The sequence below is a fragment of the Methylobacterium platani genome, from assembly GCF_001653715.1.
In the GTDB taxonomy this organism is placed as follows: domain Bacteria; phylum Pseudomonadota; class Alphaproteobacteria; order Rhizobiales; family Beijerinckiaceae; genus Methylobacterium; species Methylobacterium platani.
This window is the reverse complement of sequence record NZ_LWHQ01000102.1, coordinates 1-21,593: the sequence shown is the minus strand read 5'-3', so window position 1 is coordinate 21,593 and position 21,593 is coordinate 1. Positions and strand designations below refer to the sequence as shown.

General features: G+C 68.9%; 16 protein-coding genes. 4 read left to right on the top strand and 12 right to left on the bottom strand.

What is annotated here, in order from left to right; all coding sequences use genetic code 11:
* Positions 1-692: 692 nt before the first annotated feature.
* Positions 693-1,517, bottom strand: coding sequence for a helix-turn-helix domain-containing protein (locus A5481_RS31315; protein WP_048436759.1), 825 nt, complete (start codon positions 1,515-1,517; stop codon positions 693-695).
* A 227-nt stretch (positions 1,518-1,744) separates the two neighbouring features.
* On the opposite strand from A5481_RS31315, the gene A5481_RS31310 reads away from it, so the two are divergent.
* Positions 1,745-2,569 carry a sterol desaturase family protein gene (locus A5481_RS31310; protein ID WP_048436758.1) on the top strand — a complete coding sequence of 275 codons (825 nt, stop codon included), beginning with the start codon at positions 1,745-1,747 and terminating at the stop codon, positions 2,567-2,569.
* Positions 2,570-2,588: 19 nt separating this feature from the next.
* Here the strand turns inward: A5481_RS31310 and A5481_RS31305 are convergent, their stop codons facing one another.
* The gene (locus A5481_RS31305) at positions 2,589-4,304 is read right to left on the bottom strand and encodes a GMC family oxidoreductase (RefSeq protein ID WP_048436760.1); all 1,716 of its coding nucleotides are present in this window, start codon (positions 4,302-4,304) and stop codon (positions 2,589-2,591) included.
* 5 nt (positions 4,305-4,309) lie between these two features.
* Positions 4,310-5,698 carry a UbiD family decarboxylase gene (locus tag A5481_RS31300; RefSeq protein ID WP_048436757.1) on the bottom strand — a complete coding sequence of 463 codons (1,389 nt, stop codon included), beginning with the start codon at positions 5,696-5,698 and terminating at the stop codon, positions 4,310-4,312.
* 205 nt (positions 5,699-5,903) lie between these two features.
* On the opposite strand from A5481_RS31300, the gene A5481_RS31295 reads away from it, so the two are divergent.
* From A5481_RS31295 to A5481_RS31285, 3 genes are all read left to right on the top strand, one after another.
* The gene (locus A5481_RS31295) at positions 5,904-6,830 is read left to right on the top strand and encodes a LysR family transcriptional regulator (protein ID WP_048436756.1); all 927 of its coding nucleotides are present in this window, start codon (positions 5,904-5,906) and stop codon (positions 6,828-6,830) included.
* A gap of 133 nt (positions 6,831-6,963) precedes the next feature.
* Positions 6,964-8,421 (top strand): aldehyde dehydrogenase family protein, encoded by a 1,458-nt coding sequence (locus tag A5481_RS31290; protein WP_048436755.1) that lies wholly within the window; start codon positions 6,964-6,966, stop codon positions 8,419-8,421.
* On the top strand, positions 8,418-8,990 hold the full coding sequence (locus A5481_RS31285; protein WP_048436754.1) for a UbiX family flavin prenyltransferase: 573 nt from the start codon (positions 8,418-8,420) through the stop codon (positions 8,988-8,990). The genes A5481_RS31290 and A5481_RS31285 overlap by 4 nt, the downstream gene beginning before the upstream one ends.
* A 2-nt stretch (positions 8,991-8,992) precedes the next feature.
* Here A5481_RS31285 and A5481_RS31280 read toward each other — a convergent pair whose 3' ends face one another.
* The 9 genes from A5481_RS31280 to A5481_RS31240 form a co-directional block, all read right to left on the bottom strand.
* Positions 8,993-9,475, bottom strand: a complete 483-nt coding sequence (locus A5481_RS31280; RefSeq protein ID WP_048436753.1) for a TIGR02444 family protein — start codon at positions 9,473-9,475, stop codon at positions 8,993-8,995.
* A gap of 94 nt (positions 9,476-9,569) precedes the next feature.
* Entirely contained in the window at positions 9,570-10,916 is a 1,347-nt protein-coding gene (locus tag A5481_RS31275; RefSeq protein ID WP_048427916.1) for an MFS transporter, read from the bottom strand.
* Positions 10,917-11,055: 139 nt separating this feature from the next.
* Positions 11,056-11,847, bottom strand: coding sequence for an enoyl-CoA hydratase/isomerase family protein (locus A5481_RS31270; RefSeq protein WP_048427915.1), 792 nt, complete (start codon positions 11,845-11,847; stop codon positions 11,056-11,058).
* 56 nt (positions 11,848-11,903) lie between these two features.
* On the bottom strand, positions 11,904-13,454 hold the full coding sequence (locus A5481_RS31265; protein ID WP_048436752.1) for an AMP-binding protein: 1,551 nt from the start codon (positions 13,452-13,454) through the stop codon (positions 11,904-11,906).
* Positions 13,447-13,971 (bottom strand): (2Fe-2S)-binding protein, encoded by a 525-nt coding sequence (locus tag A5481_RS31260; RefSeq protein ID WP_048436751.1) that lies wholly within the window; start codon positions 13,969-13,971, stop codon positions 13,447-13,449. The genes A5481_RS31265 and A5481_RS31260 overlap by 8 nt, the downstream gene beginning before the upstream one ends.
* Positions 13,959-14,798: an FAD binding domain-containing protein gene (locus A5481_RS31255; protein ID WP_048427912.1), complete on the bottom strand. Its 840-nt coding sequence runs from the start codon at positions 14,796-14,798 to the stop codon at positions 13,959-13,961. The genes A5481_RS31260 and A5481_RS31255 overlap by 13 nt, the downstream gene beginning before the upstream one ends.
* Positions 14,795-17,752, bottom strand: coding sequence for a xanthine dehydrogenase family protein molybdopterin-binding subunit (locus A5481_RS31250; protein WP_048436750.1), 2,958 nt, complete (start codon positions 17,750-17,752; stop codon positions 14,795-14,797). Before A5481_RS31250 ends, A5481_RS31255 begins: the two co-directional genes overlap by 4 nt.
* Before the next feature lie 270 nt (positions 17,753-18,022).
* A complete protein-coding gene (locus A5481_RS31245) occupies positions 18,023-18,880 on the bottom strand; it encodes an AraC family transcriptional regulator (protein ID WP_048436749.1) in 858 nt (285 codons plus the stop codon).
* Between the two features lie 60 nt (positions 18,881-18,940).
* Positions 18,941-20,347 (bottom strand): sodium:solute symporter family protein, encoded by a 1,407-nt coding sequence (locus A5481_RS31240; protein ID WP_048436748.1) that lies wholly within the window; start codon positions 20,345-20,347, stop codon positions 18,941-18,943.
* Positions 20,348-21,593: the final 1,246 nt, after the last annotated feature.

Below are 21,593 nucleotides of genomic sequence, written 5' to 3'. Positions count from 1 at the left end.
CCGTTTGAGTCAGTGCACTAGCGCAGCTTGAAAAAAGCTCTGTCCGATCAGCAGGGTAGGGGGCTTTCAGCTCAGATAAGGTGCGGGCGCAGGGAGGTGTCGAGGGTGCCCTCAACAGGCAACATCCCAAGGGCCGGTTCGCTCCCGCTCTCCGCTTGGGGGAGGGCACCCATCGCTGATGCGCCAGAAGCATCATACAGCGCGTTCGAGGGGCGTTCTGCTGCTCGCATGCTCTCGCGCTGCCCCGCTGGTCGTGGGGCACCCTGAGCCCAGCACGGCAGCCTCGCCTCAGTGGGGCAACTCTGCCAGGAGGGTGCTTCATGAGCCAGCCGGATATGACCCGAAGCGGCCCTTCATGATGCGTATAAGAAACGTTCGGTTGCGAGCAGCTTCCGGACATTCGGGTTCGAAAATATCGCAAAGGTATATGGCACATGGCCCGGTGAGATATGCGATTTAGATTATAAGTATTGATATCAAGTTTTCAGCGAGGCAATACTCGCTTCAGACGCTATTGGCAGCCTTATAAATCGCTAATTTCCACTCCATGTAGTATAGCCGCCCCTTTATCCTGATGTCTACGATGAATAATGAGCGCTGATCGCCCCCTTCACGACTCTTGATCGAGCGACCGCCTCCCAGCTCCCGATCAGATTATTCGCTACTCAATCGCGATTCTAACTCAATATCACTTACGGAAGATCAGCGACGACACGCCTAAACTGACTGGGTATTGTGCCGGTATGTTGCTGAAAGAAGCGGGTAAAGTTGGCTGGTGCGCTGAAGCCTAGATCGTCAGAGACCACGGCAAGGGTTGTGGCGGGGTCTAGGATAGCCGCGACAGCAGCTTCGACGCGCACGGCGTTGGTGTAGACGGCCGGGCTCAGCCCCGTGCAGCGGCGGAAAAGCGTGTTGAAGTGCGGCCGCGATAGACCGGCCGACCTCGCGACGGTGTCGAGATCGCGGGGTACGGCACCCGATTCCCGCATAAGTTGAAGGGCCCGCCGGATGCGGTGATCGGTCAACAGTGCCACACGCGGGGGCTGCCGGTCTCCATAGCGATGCGCCAGGGCGATAATCAGGGCACGGATCCGGTCTTCGAGCGTTGCTGCGTCAGTATCGTGGCAACCTATGCGCCGTACAAGGTCCTCGCGCGCTCTCCACAGGGTGCCGTCGAGTGGCACGCAGGACGCTTCGAAGAAGCGGCCGGCGCCGCAGGGCCGGAACGCGCGATCAATCCCAGCGAGCCAAGCGGGCTCGATGTAAAGGGCGAGGAAGGCCGTCCGTTGCAGCCCACCCCGGTGCAGGTAGCGGTGCGGCTCCCAACTGTTGATCAAGATCGCGGTGTCGTCGCGCACGGGCAGCGCCCGGCCCGCGACGATAAAATCCTGGTCGGGGCCGCTCGCCTTCAGGATCACGTGGCAATGATGGTGCGCGTGATCAACGAGGGAGGTGTCCATGTCGAGGAGCGCCACCCGGCCGAACGCGCCGCGCAGGATTCCGAGAGCCTGGGTCACGATCCGCGATCACCTTCCCTGCCGGCCCGGGCCGGCATCACCATAGTTCCGATTGGGGAGATTAACCCATGCGCACGCCTACAACTCCGGTTGGGCGCGCGAAAAACATCCGGATTGATAAGTCAGCCTCCGGGGTGATCAGGGTTCTGCGCGCGAGCTGCGCCACACTCCACGTCTCGCAAGCAGGTTCCCCGTCCGAGAGGGAAAGCGAGACGAGGAGGAAACCAATGACACCCGTCTTCCAAAGCCCGGAGCGCGACCGGCGCGAGCAGGAGCGCCAGAGCACTTTTCGCGAACGCTTCGTGGCCGAAACCCCGCCCTGGTACCACGGCGCGATCCATCTCGGCTTCACGCTGCTGATCACCGGCGGTACGGTCCTGTACTGTTGGAACCGGATCGAGGCCTCCTCGGCATGGGAGTGGCTGCTGGTTGTGCCGATCGTGCTTCTCGGCAATTGGTGCGAGTGGGCCGCGCACCGCTACGTGCTGCACCGCCCGGTGCCCGGGCTCACAATGATCTATAAGCGCCACTGCACAGTACACCATCAGTTCTTCACGCACCATGACCTTGGCTACAGTGGCCACAAGGAATGGCGGGCTCTGCTGTTCCCGCCCTTCGCCCCGATCGGCTTCGTGCTCGCCGCCCTGCCGCCGGCGCTTCTGGCCGGCTGGCTGATCTCGTCGAATGCCGGGTACATCGTCGTGCTCACGATGGCCGCCTACTACCTGCTTTACGAGGGCCTGCACACGCTCTCACACCTCGATGACACGAGGCATCCTTACCTGCGGCACATCCCCCTGGTGAACACGGTGCGGCGAATGCACTACATTCATCACGTGCTCGGGTTCATGCAGACCCGCAACTTCAACCTCACATTCCCGATCTGCGACGCACTGTTCGGCACCAGCGACCTCGACCGATCCCTCGTCGGGACGCTGTTCAACGGCGCATCGCACGACCACATGCGGGCCGACATCCGGTCGGCGGATCCGGATCTGTCGGCGACAAGCATCGAGGAGGCCGAGCGGCGTACGCGGGCTCGCCTCGCCTGACGCCCGGGTGCCGGCGGCCTCAGGCCCCGGCTCCCAGCTGCGCGACGAGGTGATCGGCGATCTTCTCGCCGATCATGATGGTCGGCACGTTGGTATTGGCACTCGGCAAGCTCGGCATTATCGAGGCGTCCGCGACGGAGAGCCCTTCGACGCCGATCACCCGCCCGGTTGGATCGACCACCGCACCCCTGTCGGTGGAATCGCCCATGCGGCAGGTGCCGCTCGCATGCCACACGCCGAAGACCGTCTCGCGCACGAAGTCCCGCAGGGCTGCGTCGTCGGCAGCGATCCGGCCGAGATCGACCCCGCCGGACACGGCGCGTAGCATCAGCCGGCGCAAGGGGGCAGGACCGTCGAGGAGCCGGGCCAGCAGGGCAGTGACGCGCCGGTTGCGAGGCGTAACCCGGCTGAGCCGCTTGATCGCAGGCGTGAAGCTCGCCGGGAAGATCGCCGCGGGATCCGGATTGAGCTGCGGCGAGACCACGAGCGCAACGAGGTCGCGCAGGCCCGTCGCCAGCCGTTCGAGATCGCGCGGATCCGACAGGAGGCCGAGGTCGACGTCCGGACGGCCCGCCGGATCGGCCGGGTCGAGGCGCAGCCGCCCGATCGAGTGCGGCTGGTTCACCCATAGGAAATAGAGGGCGAGGCTCGCCCCGAGCGCGTGCCAGCCGCCGCGGGCGGAGGCGGTGAGGTACATGTCGGAGGGTGTACCGCCCGGCAGGCCGGAGGAGGAGCGCAGGGCGACGAAGCTCGCCCGTCTGTAGCTCAGCGGCAGGCGAAGCCGACGGGGCAGGTACTGCGCGATGGTCAGGGCTGGGTGGTCGCGCAGGTTCTCGCCGACCCCGGGCCGGTCCGCGAGGACGGTCACGCCGCAGGTACGCAGGTGTTCTGCGGGTCCGATCCCGGCCCGCAGGAGCAGGACCGGCGATTGCAACGCGCCTGCGCAGACTACCACCTCCCGCGCCGCCACGCGCTGCTCGCGTCCGTCCGCTTGGCGCAGCTGCGCGCCGACGGCGCGCCGTCCGTCGAACACCAGGTCGGTGACCTGCGTGTGCGCAGCGATGACGAGGTTCCCGCGCGCCCGCGTGGGCGCGTCGAGATAGGCCGCGGCAGAGGAAACCCTGGCGTCATCCCGGTTGGAGAAGGCCGGCGGGAAGATCCCGTCCTCGAATTCGCCGTTCTGATCGAGGCGCCGCGGCAGGCCGGTCGCGTCGAGAGCCGTCGCAACCGCGTGTGCGAAGGGTGGCCAGGCCGGTTCGAGGATGCGTCGGATCGGCAGGGGGCCGTCGCGCCCGTGCAGCGGGCCGTCGCAGTCGAGGTCGGTCTCGAGCTTGCGGAAGTAGGGCAGGACGTCGTCCCAGCCCCAGCCCCTCGCCCCGGCCGCCGCCCAGGCGTCGTAGTCGCGCGGGAGACCGCGGTTGGCCGCCTGCACGTTGATGCTCGACGAGCCGCCCATCACGCGGCCCTGCTCGTAGGCCCGGCGCCGGATCCGCCCATCGGCCCCGCGAGTGACGGCCGCGTCGAGGCCGGGCCAGATGTAGGTGTCGCCGAAGAACAGCGGCATCGGGTAGCTGTCGAGGATCTCGGCCGGCACCTGTCCTGGGGGCGTGTCGCAGCCGGCCTCGACGAGAAGCACCCGCCGGTTCGGATCGGCCGAGAGACGTTTGGCGAGGACGCAGCCGGCCGAGCCGCCGCCGACAACGAGCACATCGACCTCATGGGGCAGTTCGCTCATGCGCATCATCCCCCGAGTACCGCGCGCCAGTCCGCATCCGGCACGACCACGGCCGCGAGGTCGAGCTCGGCCTGGCCTGGCACGCGGATGCGGGTGAATTTCATCGGCGGCGCGTCCAGCGGTGCCGTGGCGTCGAGGCCCATCTTGGCGCCCACGCCCTCGCGTGCGGACGGGTCGAGCTTCGAGCCCTGCGAATGCGCGACCACCACGAGGTCGCGGTCGGCCTGGAAGCGGGTGGCGACCGCCCACTCGACCTCCTTCGGATCGTGGATGTCCACGTCCATATCGACGACGACCGCGTGCTTGATGTCGTAATGGGCCGCGAAGGCGCCAAGCAGGACGTTCTTGGCCTCGCCCTCCTGCGCCTTGCGCAGTTTCACGTAGAGGTGGTAGCGGCCAACCCCGCCGAGGGAGAGATGGACGTCCTCGACCCCTGGGAAACTACGCTTGAGGGTTGCCAGGATCGTGGCCTCGCGGGGGATTGCCCCGAGCAGCAGGTGCTCGAGTCCGCCTCCGACGATCATGTGGAAGAGCGGCCGCTCGCGGTGGGTGACGGCGTCGACCTGCATAACGTGGCGCTCGGCCCGCTCGCCGTAATATTGCGGGAACTCGCCGAACGGCCCCTCCGGCTCGCGCAGCTCCGGCAGGATTCTCCCCTCGATCACGATCTCGGCTTCTGCCGGCACGCGCACATCGTTCGTGAGGCACTTCACCACGTCGAGGGGAACGCCCGTGAGCGCACCGGCGATCTCGAGTTCGTCCTGGCCGAGCGGCACGATCGCCTGGGAGGCGAGCAGGCAGGCGGGATCGACGCCCACGACGAGCGCGACCTCCAGGCCGCGGCCGGCGGCTTCGGCGCGGCGGTAGAAATGATCGGTGTGGCGCGGCAGCACGAGAACGCCGATGCGGTCGGGCCCGTTGATCTGGCAGCGCAGGATGGCGACGTTCTGCGCGCCGGTCTCGGGATCGCGCGAGATCATCAGCCCCGCTGAGATGTAGGGACCTCCATCGTGCTCGTTGAGCGTCGGCACGGGCAGCATCCGCAGGAGATCGATGTCGGTGCGGTGGACGATGCTCTGGGCGGGCCCGGTCTCACGCTCGCGCCAGGGCAGCGGCGCCGCACAGGCCTGCTGGACATGCGCGACGAGGCGGTCCTCCGTCGTCCCGAGCGCTTCGGCCATCCAGGCCCGGCTGGAGACGAGGCCCGAGACGATGGTGCCGTCCTGACCGTCGGGGCGGGGAAACAGAGTGGCGCTGCGCCCGTCAAGCCGGTTCGCCACCGCCGCGGCCTCGTGGCGAAGCCCGATGCCCGGCCGTGTCACGCTGAGGCGCCCGCTCTGCCCGAGGCGGGCGAGCCAGTCGCGCAGGGATCGGGTTGGGGCCGGCACGCTCATGTTGTCCTCCCGGTCGCGGCCCGCGCGGGGCGCCGTCGTCCCGTCTCGTTAGGCTGCTGCGGCGACGGACTGAAATAAGGATTGCTGATGGGGCCGATCAGGCGGTCTGAATTGCCGTGGCAGCAGGCTTATGCTCCTGTGATACGGCGTGTTTTCGACGGCCGACCGCCGCACTGGAGCACCGCCGGAAGCCAGGATTCCGCACGTGGATTTGCGCCAGATCTCCTACTTCGTCGCTCTGTTCGAGGAAGGCAGCGTGACGCGCGCGGCGCAGCGGATGAACGTGGTGCAGCCAGCACTCAGCATGCAGATCGCCAAGCTCGAGCGCGAACTGGATCAGCGGCTCTTCGAGCGGCAACCTAAGGCAATGGTGCCGACCGCCGCAGGCCGGTTGCTGCACCGGCTCGTGCAGCCGATCCTAAGCGACGTTGCCGAGGCCCGGGCCACGATGGCGCAGCTCTCCCAGAGCGTGTCGGGGCGGGTGACCGCAGGCATCCTGTCATCGCTCTCGATGAGCGTGGTGCCGAGCGTGCTGGCGCGCTTCGCCGCCACCTACCCGCAGGTGGAACTGTCTCTGGCGGACGGCTATTCCTCGACCTTCATCGACGGCGTTGGCGACGGCAGCCTCGACCTGGCGGTGATCAACAAGCCCAACCGCCGCCTCGGCCTGATGATGGAGCCACTTCTCGATGAAGAGATGGTGGTGGTGGGCGGGAGCGCGACGCCGCTGCCGATCCCCATGCCGGTGCGCACGCGCGATCTCGTCGGACTCGACCTCGTCCTGCCCTCGGCCCGCCACGGTCTACGCCTGGAACTCGACCGGCGGGTCGGCGCGGAGGACATCACCTTGAGCCCCCAGATCGAACTCGACCTGCCCTCCGCGATCGCGGATTTCGTCGCGCGCTCGAACCGCTTCACGGTCCTTCCCAGCATCGCGGTGAGCCGGCAGCTCGTTGAGGGCTCGCTCAAGGCCTACCGCATCGTGGCGCCGCGGATCACCCGCCAGCTCGTCATCATCCATCACCCAAAATACCCGCTCACCCCCGCGGCGATGCGCTTCGTCGAGATCCTTGGCGAGGAGCTGTCGGCAGCAGCGGCCGCGCTCCAAGCCCATATCGTCACGGGTCCCTGACCGGCGAACCGACGTCCCGCTGATCGCCCGCATCATCCATCCTTATTCGACAGGAAAACACCCTCAACCCTACCATTCCGCCCCAACCCGGCGCCCAGGCCCGGGACGCACATCAGAGAGCGGGGAAGCAGGCATGGACGCGGTGGCACGCCACTGGATCGACGGGGAGGCCTACGGCCAGCCGGAGGCGGACAGCCTCGATCCGGCGAGCGGCGAGCGGGTCGGCCACCTCGCGCAGGGTGGCGCCCGGGAGGCCAAAGCAGCCGTCGCCGCCGCGCGACGGGCCTTCGACCGGGGCATCTGGGCGTCGTCGCCTCGGTTGCGGCAAACGGTGCTGCTGCACTGGGCAGCCGCGCTCGAAACCGGCAAGGAGCCCCTCGCCGAACTCCTGACCCGCGACAACGGCAAGCCGCTCGCGCAGGCGCGCGGGGAACTCGCGGGCGCGATTTCCGAGATCCTCTACTACGCGGGCCTCGCCCGCCACATACCGGGCCACGTACTGGAACCCGAGCCCGGCGTGCTCTCGACCATGCAGCGCGAGCCGGCCGGCGTCGCCGGCATCATCGTGCCGTGGAACGCGCCCGCGGTGCTGCTCGTCCGCTCGCTCGCTCCGGCGCTGGCCGCGGGCTGCACCACCGTCGTCAAGCCCGCCGCGCAGACAGCAGTGTTCAACGCGGCCCTGATGGCGCCGCTCTTGACCGCCCCCGGGCTGCCGCCGGGCGTCGTCAACGTTGTGGTCGAGACCGGGCACGCAGGTGCCCAGCACCTGTCGGTGTCGCACGACGTCGACGTCCTAAGCTTCACCGGTTCGACGGCGACCGGCAAGGCGATCATGCGGGCCGCCGCCGACAGCATGAAGAAGCTCTCGCTGGAACTCGGGGGAAAATCCGCCTGCCTCGTTTTCCCCGACGCGGAGATCGGCGACGTCGCGCGCAAGCTTGCCGCCGCCGCGACGGTCATCTCGGGCCAGCAATGTACCGCTGCGCGGCGCGTCCTCGTCCACCGTGCGGGGCTGCCCGCGATGCGCGACGCTCTGACCGCTGCCCTGGCCGACCTGCGGGTCGGACCGGGCCTCGAGGCTGGCACGCAGATGGGCCCGCTGATCGACCGGGCGAGCCGCGACGCGGTCGCGGCCCGGATGGAGGCAGCCTGCGCAGCGGCCGACCGGGTGCTGCTGCGGGCCACGATTCCCGACGGGGCGCGGGCGCGCGGCGCCTTCCTCACGCCGGCCCTCGTCGCGCACGACGATCCGCATGCGGACTTCGTGCAGGAGGAGATCTTCGGGCCCTTTGTAGTGCTCGAAGCCTTCGACACCGAGGCCGAGGCGGTGGCGCGGGCGAACGATACCGTGTTCGGTCTCTCCGCCAGCGTCTGGACCCGCGACGGGGCGCGGGCGCTGCGGGTGGCCCGGGCGCTGCGCAACGGCACGGTCTGGATCAACGACCACAACAAGCTGTTCGCCGAAGCCGAAACCGGCGGTTACCGGCAGAGCGGCCTGGGGCGCTTGCACGGCTACGACGCAGTCCATGACTTCACGGAACTGAAACACATCTATCAGGCGCCGGGCCTCGTCGAGGGTACAGCGCCGTGACGAACCTGCCCCTGGTGGTCGGCATCTCGGGGGCCTCGGGCGTGATCTATGGGATCCGCCTGCTGGAGATCCTGCGCGACCTCGACATTCCGGCACATCTCGTGATGTCGCGCTCGGCCGAGGTGACGCTCGCCCACGAGACCGACCTCAAGGTCTCAGAGGTGCGCGTACTGGCCGCCCGGACGTACGCGCAGGCCGATATTGGCGCGGCGATCTCCTCCGGTTCCTTCCGCACCCGCGGCATGGTCGTGGCGCCATGCTCGATGCGCAGTATGGCTGAGATCGCCACCGGCGTGACCTCTGGCCTGCTGACCCGGGCCGCGGACGTGGTGCTGAAGGAGCGGCGCCGTCTCGTCCTCATGGTGCGAGAGACCCCCCTGCATACTGGCCACCTGCGCACCATGACGGCCCTGTCGGAGATGGGGGCGATCATCGCGCCTCCGGTCCCTGCCTTCTACGCGCGGCCCGAGAGCCTCGCCGAGATGATCGACCACACGCTCGGCCGGGTACTCGACCTCTTCGAGATCGAATCCGGGCGGGTCCGGCGCTGGCGCGACGCCAGTTCTTGAGGTCATGCTTCTGCCAAAGCCCGGAGCAGCGCCTCGCGGGGGACTCGCGGCAGGGGCCGGCCGAGATGAACGGCGTAAAGGTCGAGGTATCGGTTTGCCGCTGCGAGGGGCTCGGGAGCGGACGGCTCCGGAGCGGGCGCGCCCCCCGCGAGTATTACCAAGGCGAGGTGCTCCGCCTCGATTTCCGAGGCCTTGATCCTGTCCCGTAGCGACTCTGTCGCGAGGCCGGGCAGGAGGGGCGCCTTCATGGCCCTGCGCACGGCTCTGAGCGGTGCGACCACGGCTGCGCGCCACGGCGCGACGGCGGCGTCGGCCGACCGGACCGCTTCTGCATTGAGAGGCCGGCCAGTCTCCGCGCACCAGATCAGGTAGAGCACGAGTGTCACGTCCGCCGCCGCTTCGTCCTGGAGGGCGAGGCAGGCCGGCGCGGCCCCCGGACGGCCATAGAGAGCAAGGGCAAAGGCCCAGAGCGCGTGGGCGTCCATCGCACATTCCTTCGGAAACGGGAGTGACCGGCCAGGTATGCCCTGGCCGGTCCCGGGATCAGCGGCAGGTACAAGTCTGCAGAGAAGGGAGCGCTCAGATGCGCTCGAGGTTGCCCCGCGTCTCCTCCGTCATGAAGGCGCCAACGAGGTAGACGGCGGTGACGGCGGTCGTGAAGATCGCGAGCATCATCGGGATCTGGCCGGGACCGTCGACCGCCAGCGACACCAGCGTCGGCAGCATGCCGCCCAGCGCGAAGCCGACGTTCCAGGTCAGGCCGGTGCCGGTGGCGCGCAAAGCGGTCGGGAACTTCTCGTTGAGAAAGATCAGCAGCGGGCCGTAGCTCGCGTTGGCGATGAGGGACAGGAGCATGACGTAGACTGTGAGGAGCGCAGTGTCGGTGGTCTGGGCCATGGCGAGGAAGAGCGCCGGGAAGGCCACCAGTCGCACTGCGCCCATGAGCAGGAAGCTCGATCGGCGTCCGATGCGCTGACTCAGTTCGCCGAGCGCGCAGGCGCCGAATGCGGCGGCGACGTTGGCGGCGATGAGCATCATCGACGCGGTCGCATTCGGAACGCCATTCACGAGCTTGAGGTAGGTCGGCAGGTAGCCGGAGGTGAGATAGTAGGCTGCGCCACCGCCGAACGAGATCAGGGTCGAGACCAGGAAGGCCCTGATGTACTCGGCCGAGAACAGGGCACGCACCGGCGAGGCGACTACGGGTGCCCCGGCGCGGCGCGCCGACTTCTCCGCCTGGAGCTGTCGGAAGATCGGCGATTCCTCAAGGTTGCGGAACAGGACCAGGCCGACGGCCGAGGTCAGGAGCCCCGAGAAGAACATCGCCCGCCAGCCCCAGGAGGCGAAGGCCTCGCCGGGTGCCAGCAGGGAGATCACGTAGAAGACCAGCGAGGCCAGTAACCCGCCGATCGCCGCGCCGCCGCCGCCGACTGCGCCCGACATCAGGCCGCGCCACCGCTCGGGGACGGATTCGGTGCCGATCGTGTGCGAGGCCGCGACCACGCCGCCGACGAAGATGCCTTGGATCAGGCGGAATGCGAGGAAGATCGCCGTAGCGGCCCAGCCGATCTGGCCGACCGTGGGCAGGAGCCCGAAGGCCGCGGTCGAGACGCCGACCCCGACCACGGCGATCATCAGCGCGCGCCGCCGGCCGAGGCGATCGGCGTAGGACCCGAACAGGGCCGAGCCGAGGGGACGGATCAGCAGCGTGACGGCGAAGGATGCGTAGGCGCCCGCAAGCGACAGCATCGGCTTGTCGGCGGGGAAGAACAGCGTCCCGATGACGGGAGCAACGTAGAGCAGGATGAAGAGGTCGAACAGGTCGAGGCCCCATCCGAACAGCGAGGCCATGGCGGCGGTGGCGGTCTGGCGGGTCGTCGGCTTGGGCAAGGCCTCGGACACGGGAATCGTGGTGGCGGCGGACATCGGGTTTCCTCCTTCGGGCACGCGGCATCGTTGGCCCAGCCGGTGCGGCCGGGCCTTCCGATGGTCATGAGGGTCGATTTCGGGGACGCCCGGCCGGCTCTTGGCGCTGGTTCTTGTCGCCGGCTCGGGCGGGGCAGCGCTACGAGCCGCGGAAGCTCGGCTTGCGCTTGGCGTGGAAGGCCTCGACGCCCTCGCGGAAGTCGTCGGACTGGCGCAGGCGGCTGTAGCAGTGGCCCTCGAGTTCGATGGCGATCGAGAGGGTCGAGTCCTCGGTGTCGTTGAGGAGCTTCTTGGCCGTGCGCTGGGCGATGGGCGAGAAGCCGCGCAGCTCCTCCACCAGCGCGTCGACGGCAGCTTCGAGTTCGCCGTCCGGCACGCACTCGGTGGCGATCCCCCATTCCAGCGCCTGCCGGCCGGGAATGCGCTTCGAGCGCATCACGATATCCTTGGTGCGGGTGATGCCGACGATCTTCTGCAGGCGGGCTGAGCCCCCGGAGCCTGGGATCTGGCCGAGCTTCTGCTCGGGCAACGCGTACCGGCAGGTCTCCGAGACGATGCGGAAGTCGCAGGCGAGCGAGATCTCGAAGCCAACGCCGAACGTATAGCCGCGGTTGGCCGCGATCACGGGCTTGGCACAGCGGGCCGGCGCCGCCATGTTCCAGGCGAGCTTGGAGACATGCTCGGGCGAGGCGTCGAGGAAGCCCTTGATGTAGCCGCCGGAGGAGAAGTGTTCGCCCTCGGCGCGCAGCACGATCACGCGGACGCGGTCATCTTCGTCGAGGGCCTCGAACACCTTCCGGATCTGGTCACGTTGGGGCATCTCGATCACGTTCATGGGCGGGCGGGCCAGGATGACGTCGGCGCGTTCACGGGCGGGGTCGATTTCGACGCGGAAGCCGTCGAGGTTGGAAAGCCGGGGGTCGCTGGTCATAGGGTCACTCTCTCGTTGACCTTGGAGACAAGGCCTTTGGGGGGGAGGGAATTGCCTCAGGCGGCGGCGGAGGGGTCGCTCGCCGCCTCTGCCTCGTACGCGCCCGCGACGAGCTGGCGGCGCAGGAGCTTGCCGACCGGGGATTTTGGGATCGCGGCGACGAACACGTAGGCGCGTGGGAGCTTGTGGCTCGGCAGCCCGGCCGCGCGGCAATGCGCGTCGAGAGCGGCTTCGTCGACGGACGCACGGCGCTTGACGAAGGCGGTGACCACCTTCCCCCAGCGCTCGTCGGGCAGGCCGACCACGGCGATCTCCGAGACGGCCGGGTGCAGCGACAGGCAGCTCTCGATCTCGACCGGAGAGACGTTCTCCCCGCCCGTGATGATCATGTCGTCGACCCGGCCGGTCACGAACACGTCGCCATCGCCGTCCATGAAGCCGGTGTCGCCCGTGAAGTACCAGCCATCGCGAAACGCCTTCGCGTCGGCCTCCGGGCGGCGCCAGTAGCCCTCGAAGGCCTCGTCGCCGCGCGCGATCACTGCGATCTCGCCCTCCTCGCCTGGGGCGGCGGCCGCGTGCGGATCGGTGGCCGCGAGCGGGACGATCCGCACCAGGGTGTTGAGGCCGGCCCGCCCCGCCGAGCCGGGCTTCACCGCGGCGTCCTGGTTGATCGTGAAGGTGTAGACCTCCGACGAGCCGTAATGGTTGACGAAGAGGTCCGGCCGGAACGCCTCGGTCAGCCGGCCGAGGAGGCCGTCCGTCATCGGCGCGCCCGCGAAGCCGAGCTTGCGCACCGACGACGTGTCGGTCGCGGCGAAGTCCGGATGGTGGACGAGGTCGTGGTAGAGCGTCGGCACGAGGTAGAGGTTCGTCACCCTCTCGGCCGCGATCAGACGCAGCGCGCCCGCCACGTCGAAGCGCGGCAGGCACACGAAGGTGCCACCGATGAGCGACATGGCGAGCAGCGAGCGCACCCCCATCGTGTGGTAGAGCGGCATGACGCCGAGGGTCCGCTCGCCGCGGCCATAGAGGTTCTGGGCCACGTGGGCGAGGGCGGCGGCGCGCTCCGTGCGGTGGCGGCGCGGCACGCCCTTGGGTTTCGCCGTGGTGCCCGACGTGTAGAGCATCAGCGAGACCGCCTCGGCATCGGCCCGTGGCGCGACCGGCTCGGCCGGCACGGCGGCGAGGTCGGCAAAGCGCGTCTCGCTGGGCTCGGGCTCCACACCGACGACGATGCGCGGGCAGAGGCGGGCGGCGGCACTCGCCCGCACGCTCGCGGCCGAGACGCCCTCGTAGGCGACCGCCTTCGCCTCCGCGTTCTCGACCACGAAGTCGATCTCGTCGGGATTCGCCCGCCAGTTGACCGGCGTGAGCACGAGGCCGGCGAACTGGCAGGCCCAGTGGAGCGTCGCCGCTTCCAGGCGGTTCTGCAGCACCGTGACGAGGTGGTCGCCGGGCTTAAGGCCGAGCGCGTCGAGGCCCGCGACCACGGAGGAGACCAGCCCATACCACTCCGCGTAGGTGAGGCGGATCTCCCCGTCGACGATGGCGATGCCCCGCGGGTCGCGGGACACGCTCGCCAGGAAGCTAGTGCCAAGGTCAAGCATGGGATGGGGTCTCCTCGGTCGGTTCGCCGCGCAGCAGGGCGGCGGCCTCGACGGCGGCCGCGATGATCGGGGCGTAGCCGGTGCAGCGGCAGAGATGCCCGCCGATCACCTCGGTGAGCTCTCCCTGCGTCGCGTGCGGGCGGTGCCGCAGGTAGGCGTCGAGCGACATCAGGATGCCGGCGGTGCAGAAGCCGCATTGCAGGGCGTGGTGGCGCCGGAAGGCCGCCTGGAGCACGCCGAGCCGGCCGGGTTCCGGCGCCAGCCCTTCGACGGTGCGCACGTCGCTGCCCTCCACGGCGACGGCGAGCGTCAGGCAGGCGCGGGCGGGCAACCCGTCGATGATGATCGTGCAGGCGCCGCAGACACCGTGCTCGCAGCCGACATGGGTGCCGGTCATGCCGAGGCCGTGGCGGAGCGCGTCGGTGAGCAGCGTCCGCGGTTCGACCTCGACCCGGGCGGGGGCGCCGTTCAGCGTGAAGGCGACCTCGTGGCGTCGCGTCGCGTCTAGCCGTGGCATCGGCGGGCCTCCTCTGCGGCCTGTTCGAGGACCTGGCGGCCGAGGCGGCGCACGAGGTTGCGGCGGTAGCGGGCAGTGGCGTGGACGTCGTCCCCTGCGCCGAGGTCCCAGGCGAGGGCGTTGAGGGCGTCGTCGAGGGCGGCGCCGTCTAGGAGCGGCCAGTCGCGGGCGGTTGGCCGGTCGGCGACGCCGCCCACCGCGAGGCGCATCCGCTGCCCGTCGACCACGGCCGCGCAGGCCACGATGGCGAAATCGCCGTGGCGCCGGGCCATCTCCGCGAAGGCGTAGCCGGAGCCCGGCCTGCGCACCGGCAGGGCGATCGCCTCGACGAGCTCGTCGTCGGCCCGGTCGGTCACCATCATCCCGACGAAGAAGTCGTCGGCCCGCACCCGCCGCGCCCGCTTGGCGGAGCGCAGATGCACCTCGCCCTCGAGGGCGACGAGGCAGAGCGGGATCTCGGCGCTGGGGTCGGCATGGGCGACGGAGCCGCACAGGGTGCCCCGGGCCCGGGTCTGGACGTGGCCGACGAAGGGGAGGGCTGCGGCCAGGAGCGGCACCTCGTCAGCGAGGCCCGGCCGGTCGAGCAGGAGCGTCTGCCGCACGCCCGCCGGGATGACGAGGGCGCCGTTCTCGCGGCGGGGCGACCGCAGCGTCTCGATCCGCATGAGGTCGACGATCAGCGCGGGCTTCGTTAGCCGCATGTTCAGCATCGGCACGAGCGACTGGCCGCCCGCGACGATGCGGGCCTCGTCGCGATGGCGGGTCAGCGCCTCCAGAACCTCGTCGAGGCTCGCGGCGCGCAGGTAGTCGAAGCGGGCGGGCTTCATGCGGAGACCCCCAGGCGCGCGAGGAGCCGGCGCAGCAGTCCGGGCCGGGACTCGCCGCCGGCACGGCGCGCGAGGGCGGAGAAGAAGCCGCCGATGATCACCCGGGCCGCCCCGTCGAGGAGACGGCCACCCACCGCCGCGACCTTGCCGCCGACGGAGGCCTCGTAGGCGTAGCCGATGCGCGTCCCGCCCCGGGCGTCCGGCGCCAGGGTGATCCGCCCGCTGCCGCCGCCGTTGCCGAGCGCCCCCGTCACGGTGCCCGACAACGTCGCGGCCCGGGGCGGATCGAGATCCGAGAGCGTGATGTCGGCCTTGTAGCGGCCCTTCACGGGGCCGACGCCGAGGGTCACGTCGGCTCGGAAATGCGTCTCCGACAGCTTGCGCACGCCATGCGCGCCCGGGATCACCGAGGTCAGCACGGCGGGGTCGAGCAGCATCGCCCAGACCGCCTGCGGGGCCGCCGTCACCCGGGCTTCACCCTCGCCGCGCATGGTCCGGTCGCCCGGGCGGGCCTGCGCCTGTACGGTGCGGCCCTGCGGGGGAGCCGGCTCGTCGCTGCGCTCGCTGAGCGCGGCGAGCTTGGCGGGCGTCAGCGGCAGGTCGATAGCGTCGATCCCGAGCGCGTCCGCCACCGCATTGGCGAGGCAGACCGGCGTTGACATGCAGTTGCCCTCGCCCACGCCCTTCGCTCCGAGGGGTGTGAAAGGAGAGGGACTCTCGAGATGCAGGACGACGAGGTCGGGGATCTCGGTTGCGGTCGGCAAGAGGTAATCGGCGAAGGTGCCTGACAGGAAGGCGCCGTCCTCGCCGTAGGCGAGCTCCTCGTACACAGCGGCGCCGAGCGCCTGGGCGAAGCCGCCGCGTACCTGGCCCTCGACCATGCCGGGATGGAGGATCCGGCCGCAATCGTGCATTGAGACGTAGCGGTCGATGATGAGCTTGCCCGTCGCCCGATCCACCTCCACGCCGCAGAAATCGAAGATGAAGCCGTGACACAGCGACGAGTTGACGGCATCGCCCTCGTCGGGTGCAGCCAGCTCCGGCGGCGTCCAGAACGCCGTCTCGCGGATGACGGAGCCGACCTCGTCGGGCACGAGGCCCGGCGACCAGTGGCTCGTCGCGGCGACGCGCGCGAAGGGCAGCGCGGCGTCCGGGTTCGTCCGCGACGCTACGCGGCCGCCCGCGAAGACGAGGTCGTCGGCCCGCACGTTGAGCTGAGCCGCCGCCACCTGGGCGAGCCGGTCGCGCAGGCTCGTGGCGGCCTGGTAGGCCACCCCGGCGACCGCGGCGGCGAAGCGGCTCGAATAATTGCCCGAGGCGATCGACCACGCATCCTTGGCGGTGTCGAGATCCGTGGTCACCCGGACCTGATCGAGCGGAATGCCGAAGACATCGGCCACGACCTGGGCGAGAACGGTGCGATGTCCCTGGCCCTGCGGCACCGAGGCGACCTGCACGGTCACCGAGCCGACCGGATCGAGAGTGACGGTGGCGGTGGCCTGCGCGCCGTTCTTCGGCCCGGCCTTGGCGCGCTCGGCGGCCGTCAGCACTGTGGTGATGTAGCCCATGTTCGAGACGCTGGGCTCGACCGCGGCCGTGAAGCCGATGCCGTAGAGCCGGCCCTCCGCCCGCGCCGCCTCGCGACGGCGGCGCAGAGCGTCGAGACCACCATCGCGAACGGCCTCGTCGAGGGCGCGCTGATAGTCGCCCGAGTCGTACAGTGCCCCGGTCGCGGTGCGGTACGGGAAGGCGTCCGCCGGGATCAGGTTCCGGCGAATCACGTCGAGCGGGTCGAGCCCGAGCGTCGCGGCGATGCGCTGCACGAGGCGCTCGAGAGGGTAGTAGACCTGTGGGCCGCCGAAGCCGCGCACGAGTCCGGTCGGCGTCTTGTTGGTGACCACCACCCGGTTGCGGATGCGCACGTGCCGGATCGCGTAGGCGCCGGTCATGTTGCCGTGCATCCGGTACAGGGTCGCCGGCTCCGGTGCGCGCAGGGTGGCGCCGCAATCCTCGACCTGGTCCCAGTCGAGGGCAGCGATGCGGCCCTCGCCGTCGAAGGCGGCCGTCAGGGTGGTGACGCGGTTCGTCGCCGAGACCGAGGCGGCGAGGTGCTCCATCCGGTCCTCGATCCACTTGACCGGGCGCCCGACCTTGCGGGCGGCGGCGCAGATCAGGACCGCGTAGGGGGCGACGCCCTGCTTCACGCCGAAGCTACCGCCGGAATCCGGCGGCGTGCGCAGCCGCAGGCGGTTGCCCGGCACCTTGAGGGCGCGGGCCACCACGGCATGGATACTGAAGGGGCCCTGGAAGTTCGCGAGGAGATCGTAGGAATCGTCGCTCGGGTCGTACTCGGCGACGACCCCGTAGGTCTCCATCGGCGAACCGGTGTTCCGGGGATAGCGGACCGTCACCGAGAGGGTGTGGCGGGCCTGCGCGAAGGCGGTGTCCGGGTCGCCGTACCGGAAGGCGCGGTCGCTGACGAGGTTCTGCCCGACGCCCTCGTGCAGGACGGGCGCGTCCTCGGCCAGCGCTGCCAGCGGATCGACCATCGCCGGACGGGCGCGGTACTCGACCTCGATCAGGTCGCAGCCGTCCTCGGCGACGTAACGATCCTGCGCCACGACCACGGCGACCGGCTCGCCGACGTAGCGCACCCGGTCGACAGCGATCGCCCGTGCGTCCACGGCGGCGCGGAGCGCCGGGACGAGGGGACCGGCGACGTCGGCGAGATCGTGTCCGGTGAGCACCGCGACCACGCCCGGGAGTGCGCGGGCCGCGTCGGCGTCGAGGCCGAGGATGTCGGCGTGCGCGTGAGGGGAGCGCAGGATCGCCGCGTGCAGCGTACCGGGCTTGTGCCCGAGATCGTCGATGTAGCGTCCGCGTCCGGACAGCAGAGCGGCGTCCTCGACGCGCTCGACCGACTGCCCGACGAAACGGCTGTGCTCGATGCCCAATGCTCGCTTCCTCGTTCGAGGCTCTAGGGAGGCCCCGTGGGTGCAAACTGCATCGATGCCGCCGCGGGACGTGAGGCGCCCCCGTCTCACGACTTACCGAAACGTCTCAAAATCCGCGGGCCGGCATCGTGACGTCCGGGCGGGCTTGCTGGTGCAGGGGTGCGACCCTTGCTTCTCCGGCGCACGGGACAGGCGAGCGTCGCACCCCGTCCGGCAATGGGCGGCGGTCGTGCAGGCAGGGGAGCAGCGCGTGAGTTGCGGCGGGTGGGATCAGGCCGCGAAGCCGGCCGAGCGGCGGACGATGCCGCGGAAGACGCTCGGGGGCACGCTGACGTGGTCGCGGAAGAAGCGTGAGAAATGCGCGGGTGCCGCGAAGCCGAGCTTCGTGCCGAGATCCGAAAGGCTCTCGTCGCCCGCGACGATCGCCTCGACGGCGCGCTCGATCCGGATCGAGTTGAGGAAGACGTGCGGCGAGGCGCCGGTCGTCTGCTCGAACAGGCGGTAGAAATGGGCGCGCGATAGGCCGGCTTCGCGGGCCAGGGCTTCGGCGCTGAGGCCGAGCCCGTCCTCGCCGCGCATCCGGGCCATGGCCCGCTGCACACGCCAGTCTCCCCGCGGGCGCCGCCCTGCTTCGCGCAGGGAGGTTCCGATCTCGCGCCACTTCGTGAACCGCTCGATCAGGGCGATCATCAGTCCCGGCAGCAGCTCGCCTCGGATGCGCGGTGAACCGGGGGTGTATACCATCTCGGCGGCGAGATCCCGCACGAGACCGCGGATCGCCGCGGTGATCAGCCCGGCGGGCTCGTCGAAGAAGCCCGGTGCGGCGCTCGCCGACCAATTGTGCCGGAAGGCGCCGAGCCATGCCGGCTCGATGTACAGCGCGAGGATCATCGACGGCTCGCGGCGCGGATCGTGGACGTAGGCGTGGGTCTCCCACGCGTTGACGAGGACCGCCTGGCTGTCGGTCAGGTTGACCACCCGGTCGCCGACCAGGAACTGCGTGTCGTCACCCTCGACCTTCAGCAGCACGTGGCAGTGCGGATGGGCGTGGCGAACCAACCCGCGATCCATGTCGAGCAGGGCAACGCGGCCGAAATCTCCGTACGTGATTTCGAGAGCATCAGACATGAGAACAGCCTAGCACCCGGTGCCGAACGCAGCCAGCCGTCGCCATGCCCAGCCTCGCTTCTACTTCTGTCGCAGGGATACCGGAACAGAGGCCGGGATGTCCGCGCCTGACCGCTTCAGCAGGTGATCCGTCCCCATCACGACCAGTGGGATGACCAGAGCCACGTAGGCATTGTCGATCCCGAATGGGTCGCCCGCCAGGAACCAGCCGATCGTCAGCAAGAGGGACGCGACGATGCTGACGAATGCGGCCCGCGGCCGCGCCACGTGTGGCGCGTAGAAGGCGAACAGGACCAGGACCGCGAGAGTGGTGCGCAGGGACTTGGCGAGGAAGGTAACCTTTAGGATATCCGGCGCGTAGATCGCGAGCGGAATCGGCAGCAGCCCCACCGCGATCGTCGCCGCACGCACGAAGGCGAGCGAGCCGCGTCCTTCCACATCGCCGCGAAGGGGTATGTAGAAATCCTTGTAGAGGAGCGTCGCCGCACCGATGCTGAGCGCCGAGATCGTGCCTAACAGCGAACCGGCGAGGCCCGCGACCACGACCGCGGCAAGGACGTCGTCCATCCGGCCGATCAGCGCCGGCAGCACCCCGATCGGCGGCACGTTCGGCATCAAGGCGCCGGCGCACACGCCGACGAGGGCGGCCAGCAGGCCGAACGGAACGAGAAGGATTGCGCACCAGAAGCTCGCGGCCTGGGCGGTGCGACCGTCCTCCACGGTGTTGATAGCCTGGATCACGTATTGTGTCGAGAAGACCGCGCCGATCCCGGCCACGAGCCAAGCCAGGATCTGGGACCAGCCGACGGTGTCGACAGCAAACATCCGGGCCGGAACCTGTGCCTGCAGGGACCCGAGGCCGCCGATTTGCGAGACGGCGAAGACCGCTGCGACCAGGATGCCGACGTACTTGACGACGGCGTGCAGCACATTGGTGGTGATCACGGAGCGCATGCCGCCGATGCCGACGTAGAGCGTCGCTACCGCGCCGGTGATGACGATCGCCGTGGTGCGGTCCATCCCGAGCAGCCCCGCCAAGATGGAGCCGCCGCCCGCGTAGGTCGAGATCGCCACGATCTGCAGGGCGAAGATCATGATGACCGAGGTGGCGAGCTTGGTCGGGCGTCCATAGGCGCGGGCCAGCGCGCCCGAGATGGTGTTCTCGCCGAGCGTCTTGAAGCGACGGGCCAGGAAGAAGGCGTACAGCATGAAGCCGATGCCGAGGGCCACGATGTTCCAGGCCGCCGAGAGGCCGACCTTCGCGGCGGTCTGCGTCGTGCCGACGCTCGCCGCCGTACCGATGAACTCGGACATGAGCAGGAAGCCGATCAGGACTGCCGGGTAACGCGCTCCTCCCGACGTGAAGCTGACGGCGCTCCTGGCGTGACGGCGCGCGACGACGCTGATCAACCCCATCGCTGCTAAGTAGGCCAACGTGAGCGACAGCACGACCCAGTTCGGCTGCATGATGCCGCTGTCCGTCAGACGTCAGCGAATGTGCGCAGGTCGCGGTGATTGGGCATGATTCCTCCGGTTGTTCTTTCGGGCGACCGCGCGTGACGGCGTTCTTGTATGCGTCCAGTCGGAAGGATCGTGCGTGCAGAGCGGTTGTTCATCAAATAGAGAAAAATGATATAGGTGATCATCAGCCATGATGGCTCCGGCCTCCCAGACATGCCCAGTCAGTGGCCGATGATACGTGGCGGGGCGCGGAACCGTTGCTGATCCTAAGACGATCGAAGTGGATAGGGATGCTATCGCAGCGCCTGCGTGATTGGGAACATGTCAAGCATGTGCCGCCGGGCCGGCTGCAGGGGGCGAGCCAGGATCGGTGGAAGCGGGCGCCGCTGCCCTGGCGCAGATCGACTGCAACGGCCCTGATGTCCCAGCAAGCCGGCAGCCGCCGCGCAAGCGACTGCGCAGCCCTTGGAAACGTCGCCTCCACATGCGGATCGGGCAGTCTTGACAACGGGATAGAGCGCGTCGCCTTACCCGGCCTTGGTCGCACGTACCTTCGAGAGCCAGTGCGCTTGCTTTCGCTATGCCAGTGTGAGGCCCCGATCCTTCCGCTGCGATTCCTGCCAAGCCCAATTCTGCAGCATTATAATCTAATCCTTGGCCATGAAGGCCACTAAAATTGTTAGCTTAGTGGTCGCCGCCAAGGATGCGCCGAAATTTTTATATTTGTCGACGACGAGCTATCGCGACCAACTGTTGATGGGGTTTTTTTCGATAATGGAACTCGCCGGCTTGCGAGAGGTCCGCTATCAGGTGACGAGCTGCCACTCCAGCTGAAGTGATTGAAGGTCGGAAATTGGCGCACAGCCGACCAGGCGGCATACGAACCGCTGGCCCCACGCGAAGCTGCGATCCGTCGCCACGAAACGACCGCATGGGGTCGGGAGCGGCGGTTCCGCGCCAGAGGGCCTCGGATCGGTTCATGCCGCCAGGCGGCAGACGAACTCCTGACCCCTTGCAGACCTTCAAGCCTGCGAGCCCAGAAGTCTGCTTGGTAGGAAGAAGCGGACCTATGAGCGGCGGCCACGACATCAGCATGTCATGGCCCATTATGCCGACCTTGTGTCCGGCCGGGACCTCATCTGCACGGGCACGTAAGCAACCCCGGGGACGTTGGGCTTGTACCCGGCATCACGATCCGAAGCCGACCGACAAGGTCGGCCTGGTCCGGCTTAGAGCGCCTAACAGAACCGCT

Coding starts and splice junctions, on each gene's coding strand:
- A5481_RS31310 (WP_048436758.1), top strand. CDS start 1,745: ATGACACCCGTCTTCCAAAGCCCGGAGCGCGACCGGCGCGAGCAGGAG.
- A5481_RS31305 (WP_048436760.1), bottom strand. CDS start 4,304: ATGAGCGAACTGCCCCATGAGGTCGATGTGCTCGTTGTCGGCGGCGGC.
- A5481_RS31300 (WP_048436757.1), bottom strand. CDS start 5,698: ATGAGCGTGCCGGCCCCAACCCGATCCCTGCGCGACTGGCTCGCCCGC.
- A5481_RS31290 (WP_048436755.1), top strand. CDS start 6,964: ATGGACGCGGTGGCACGCCACTGGATCGACGGGGAGGCCTACGGCCAG.
- A5481_RS31280 (WP_048436753.1), bottom strand. CDS start 9,475: ATGGACGCCCACGCGCTCTGGGCCTTTGCCCTTGCTCTCTATGGCCGT.
- A5481_RS31275 (WP_048427916.1), bottom strand. CDS start 10,916: ATGTCCGCCGCCACCACGATTCCCGTGTCCGAGGCCTTGCCCAAGCCG.
- A5481_RS31270 (WP_048427915.1), bottom strand. CDS start 11,847: ATGACCAGCGACCCCCGGCTTTCCAACCTCGACGGCTTCCGCGTCGAA.
- A5481_RS31265 (WP_048436752.1), bottom strand. CDS start 13,454: ATGCTTGACCTTGGCACTAGCTTCCTGGCGAGCGTGTCCCGCGACCCG.
- A5481_RS31260 (WP_048436751.1), bottom strand. CDS start 13,971: ATGCCACGGCTAGACGCGACGCGACGCCACGAGGTCGCCTTCACGCTG.
- A5481_RS31255 (WP_048427912.1), bottom strand. CDS start 14,798: ATGAAGCCCGCCCGCTTCGACTACCTGCGCGCCGCGAGCCTCGACGAG.
- A5481_RS31245 (WP_048436749.1), bottom strand. CDS start 18,880: ATGTCTGATGCTCTCGAAATCACGTACGGAGATTTCGGCCGCGTTGCC.
- A5481_RS31240 (WP_048436748.1), bottom strand. CDS start 20,347: ATGCAGCCGAACTGGGTCGTGCTGTCGCTCACGTTGGCCTACTTAGCA.